Source organism: Nocardiopsis sp. JB363, from assembly GCF_900143625.1.
Lineage (GTDB): Bacteria > Actinomycetota > Actinomycetes > Streptosporangiales > Streptosporangiaceae > Nocardiopsis.
On the sequence record NZ_FRFF01000044.1, the window covers coordinates 1 to 4071 of the forward strand.

Annotated in this window: 5 protein-coding genes and 2 pseudogenes; 4 read left to right on the forward strand and 3 right to left on the reverse strand. The window is 68.5% G+C overall.

Annotated features, from left to right (window positions below; all coding sequences use genetic code 11):
• A pseudogene (locus BQ8420_RS31330) lies at positions 1 to 486 on the reverse strand (sensor histidine kinase); the annotation flags it as partial.
• Between the two features lie 135 nt (positions 487 to 621).
• On the opposite strand from BQ8420_RS31330, the gene BQ8420_RS06870 reads away from it, so the two are divergent.
• The 4 genes from BQ8420_RS06870 (at position 622) to BQ8420_RS33130 (ending at position 2655) form a co-directional block, all read left to right on the forward strand.
• Positions 622 to 924: an SHOCT domain-containing protein gene (locus BQ8420_RS06870; protein ID WP_087096980.1), complete on the forward strand. Its 303-nt coding sequence runs from the start codon at positions 622 to 624 to the stop codon at positions 922 to 924.
• Positions 925 to 1081: 157 nt separating this feature from the next.
• A complete protein-coding gene (locus tag BQ8420_RS06875) occupies positions 1082 to 2068 on the forward strand; it encodes an adenosine deaminase (RefSeq protein WP_087096981.1) in 987 nt (328 codons plus the stop codon).
• 244 nt (positions 2069 to 2312) lie between these two features.
• The gene (locus tag BQ8420_RS33125; RefSeq protein ID WP_304528880.1) at positions 2313 to 2522 is read left to right on the forward strand and encodes a hypothetical protein; all 210 of its coding nucleotides are present in this window, start codon (positions 2313 to 2315) and stop codon (positions 2520 to 2522) included.
• A gap of 10 nt (positions 2523 to 2532) precedes the next feature.
• Complete coding sequence (locus BQ8420_RS33130; RefSeq protein ID WP_304528881.1) at positions 2533 to 2655, forward strand: hypothetical protein; 123 nt, start codon at positions 2533 to 2535, stop codon at positions 2653 to 2655.
• 34 nt (positions 2656 to 2689) lie between these two features.
• Here BQ8420_RS33130 and BQ8420_RS06885 read toward each other — a convergent pair whose 3' ends face one another.
• Positions 2690 to 3085, reverse strand: coding sequence for a hypothetical protein (locus tag BQ8420_RS06885; protein ID WP_143847133.1), 396 nt, complete (start codon positions 3083 to 3085; stop codon positions 2690 to 2692).
• Between the two features lie 87 nt (positions 3086 to 3172).
• Positions 3173 to 4067: pseudogene (locus BQ8420_RS06890) on the reverse strand (DUF2332 family protein).
• Positions 4068 to 4071 lie beyond the last annotated feature (4 nt).

Genomic DNA, 4071 nt, shown 5'->3' on the forward strand with positions numbered 1-4071 from the left:
GAACACCACCGCCGCCGGAGCCGAACCATCGACCCACCCCCACCAGGGCCGCCCCACCTGCGAAAGCAACGCCGCTCCCACCACCACCGGACCCGCCCACGCCAAGAACACCCCCACCGGCGAACGCGAGGCCGCGGAGAACACCACCAGCGCACACATCAACACCAACGGCCAGGCCCCCACCCCCGAGGCCACCACCATCGCCGCACCGCCACCGGCCACCGCCACCGCCGGACCAGGCCAAAATCGGCGCACCACCACCGCGACCACCAACAAGCCCACACCCGCCATCGCCCCCCAGGGCAACACCACGTGCTCCACCTGTTCCCACCCCGGGCCACCACGCGCCCACGGCGGTCCCCCCACACCGCCCCCGGCCCGCTCCCAAGCCAAGGAACCACGGGCCCACAACAACACCAACGCACCCAGCACCACACCCAGGACCACGTCCACGGCCACGGCGCCCTTGCTCACACGTTTCGCCACACCACGACCCTAAACACCCGACCCGCCCCAGCGCCTCGGTCCCAGCGCGCATCTTCGTCTACGCCCACGGTCGTAGGAGCGGTGTCGACCCCGGGCCGACGCGCGCGACCCGCACGCCCACCCAGGGTGGAGGACATGGAAACCGTCGCACTCATCGCCGCCGCCCCGCACTGGCAGGGCGGACCACCACCCTTCGTTCCGGGAGTCCTCATGTTCTGTGTCCTGATGCTGCTCGTCCTGGGCGCCCTGGTCTTCACCATCGCCCGCCGCAAGGGCCACGCCCCGCCCTGGGCCGGCCCGCGCACCCCACGCCCCGAGGAGTCCGCCCGCAGCGTGCTGGCCGAACGCTTCGCCCGCGGCGACATCACCGTGGAGGAGTTCATGGAACGCGCCAGCGCCCTGAACTGGACCCCGGGCCAAAGCGACGACAAGCGCTGATCCACCACACACGGGTGAGGGGCGCCCCGCATCGGGGCGCCCCTCACCCGTGTGGTGAGTGTGTCCTACACCGCCCCCACACCCGACCCAGGCACACCCCACCATCAGCCACAATGACCAAAACCCTACAAACCCACCACAAGGATCGCGGGCTCACATGGCCATCCCCAAAGCCGAACTCCACCTGCACATCGAAGGCACCCTGGAACCCGAACTCGCCTTCCACCTCGCCCAGCGCAACGACATCACCCTGCCCTACACCGACGTCGAACACCTACGCACCGCCTACGACTTCACCGACCTACAATCCTTCCTCGACCTCTACTACCGACTCATGGACGTCCTACGCACCCCCCAGGACTTCCACGACCTGGCCACCGCCTACCTGGACCGCGCCGCCACCCAAGGCGTACGCCACGCCGAGATCTTCTTCGACCCCCAAGCCCACACCAACCGCGGCATCCCCCTGGACACCGTCATCCAAGGCCTGGTCTCGGCCCTGGACCAAGCCCGCACCCAACACGACATCTCCACCGAACTCATCCTGTGCTTCCTACGCGATCGCCCCGCCGACGAAGCCATGGACACCCTCCAAGCCGCCCGCCCCCACCTGCACCACATCACCGGCGTGGGCCTGGACTCCGCCGAGATCGGCAACCCGCCCACCAAATTCACCGAGGTCTTCCACGCCGCCGCCGAACTGGGCCTGCGCCGCGTCGCCCACGCCGGCGAAGAAGGCCCCGCCGACTACATCTGGCAGGCCCTGAACCACCTGGGCGCCGAACGCATCGACCATGGCATCCGCTGCCTGGACGACCCCACCCTGCTCACCCACCTGGCCACCACCCGCACACCCCTGACCGTGTGCCCCTTCTCCAACGTGCGCCTACGCGCCGTCAACACCCTGGCCGAGCACCCCCTACCCGCCCTCATGGACGCCGGCCTCCTGGTCACCATCAACTCCGACGACCCCTCCTACTTCGGCGGCTACGTCCACGACAACTACCTGGGCGTCCAACAACACCTGAACCTGAGCAACGAAGACCTGCGCACCCTGGCCCGCAACTCCTTCACCGCCTCCTTCCTCCCACCCCAGCGCCGCGACGCCCTCATCAAGGAAGTCGACGCCTACCGCTTCGACTGACCCTTCCTCAAGACCGAGCACGGGTTGCGCATGCTCGGCCGAGCCCCCCGGACGGTCTTGGGCGTTGTGGTCCACCTGGTCCACCGTGTTCGGTCCGCGCCCGGCCCCATCGGATCGTGTCCGTGGTCCGCATGCGCGGGGCCGGTCTTCCTCACGCCCCGGGCCACGTGGCCTGGCCTGGGTGGTCCGATGCCCCGCACCATCACTGCGGTGGTGCGGGGGATGCCATCCGACGCCGGATCGCGTGCCCCAGACCCACCGCCCCAAAGCCAAGGCCGAGGTCGACTCGTTGGCTGAGCTCAACACCCTGATCGAGCAGTGGCACATCGCCGACAGCTCCCCCCGGATCGGGACCCACCCCCACACCAACGAACTGGTCGAGGCCTCCGACGACAAGCAGCTCGGCAAGACCACCCGCCCGTTACGGGCGGGTGGATCTGCCCTGCATCGATGAGCCCGGCTACATGGAGCTGGACCGGCGCGGCACTGAGCTACTGTTCCAGGCCCTGACCGAGCGCGAGGAGAAGAACAGCGTGGCCATCGCCTCCAACGAGTCCTTCGGTGGCTCATCACCATCGAGGCTGTAGCGAGCGGCGCGTCGGTGGGCGCGCCAACGCGGCATCAGACCACTCTGACCTGCGCGAGCTGCTCGACTGCGAACTCCTGACCCCAGCAACGGGCGGCATCCCACGCGACGAACGCTTGCGCGGCGATCTCGTGTGCGTCGTCGCTGAGACCGGCGGCACTATGAGGCAGCAACAGGTCCAAGTCCACAGCACCGACGTGCGAATCGTCCCAATCGATCAACCCCACCCGATCGGCCCTCATACGGATGGTGGAGATGGGCGCGTAGGTGCCCGGGTAAGGGTCGGGGTCCTTCCATGATGGAAAATCTGACGCCGCTCGGTGTGTCGGGCGCTGTGAGAACTCATCGATCAGTGCTCTCCCAAGCCACCGACGCAGCCACCCCAGATGAGCGCCGACCAACCACAACACCTTCTCGACCTGCAAGGTCAAGCATGTGAAGCTGGTGCGCACGGCCACACCGGTGGGCCCCGAAACCGGACAGGGGTCGACGATCGACCCTAGACCCCTCCCCCTCCTTCAAACCCACACCAGCCGCTGACCATGCTCACCCGCATAACCCACCACACGCCCATCCAACGCCAACGTCAAAAGCGTCTCCTCCACCGGCCGCGCACCCTCCCACTCGGGAAAGACCCGCCACCCCTCATTACTCACCCACCGCACTGTGCAACACCACCACCGTGGCCCCCCGCGGCGCCCGCGCCACCACACCGGGCAACTCCTCCAACAAATCCCCCGCCACCATCACCGGCGCCTCACCGGCCACCACCGCAGCCGCCCCCCGCAACCGCTCACGCCGCGCCCGCTCCTGCTCCCCCGGCCAGATCAACGCCTCCAACCACCGCACATCACCCTCATCCCCCGCCACCAACGGATTCAGGTCGATCCCCGCACGCCAGACCACCTGCGGCACCCGCTCGGGAACAGGCACCCCACCCTCGGTGGCGCACTCCAACACCGGACCCGACCCCGCACCCAACGGCACCGCCCCATCAAAGGAATACCGGTACCGATCCGGGTACAAACACAACCCCGCCGACGCCCCCACCTCGATCAACGCCAACGGCCCCGGCAACCGGGCCAACACCGGCAACAAGGTGGCGCACCGACGCACCTCGTTGGTCTGGGTCGATCTGGCCATCACCACCCCCGCCACACGCTCCCACTGCTCCACCACAAAGGCCCGCCACACCTCGAAAGAGGACACCGGCCCACCCAAATACCGCACCGCCCCCAACAACAGGTTCGGCTGCCGCTTGTCACCCACCGGCAGCGACATCACCAACCCCACCAACTCCGCGTCCGCGACCACCCCACGCGCGATCTCCGCGTAGGCGGGCGAACCACCCCGCTCGAAGTTCACCGCCATGTGCGCCCACACCCGCGCCACCCGCTCCGCACCCTCCACCACACCC

What these genes read in the sequence shown, in the direction of transcription:
- BQ8420_RS33130 (WP_304528881.1), top strand. Translation starts at nt 2,533, where the DNA reads ATGGAGCTGGACCGGCGCGGCACTGAGCTACTGTTCCAGGCCCTGACC.
- BQ8420_RS06875 (WP_087096981.1), top strand. Translation starts at nt 1,082, where the DNA reads ATGGCCATCCCCAAAGCCGAACTCCACCTGCACATCGAAGGCACCCTG.
- BQ8420_RS06870 (WP_087096980.1), top strand. Translation starts at nt 622, where the DNA reads ATGGAAACCGTCGCACTCATCGCCGCCGCCCCGCACTGGCAGGGCGGA.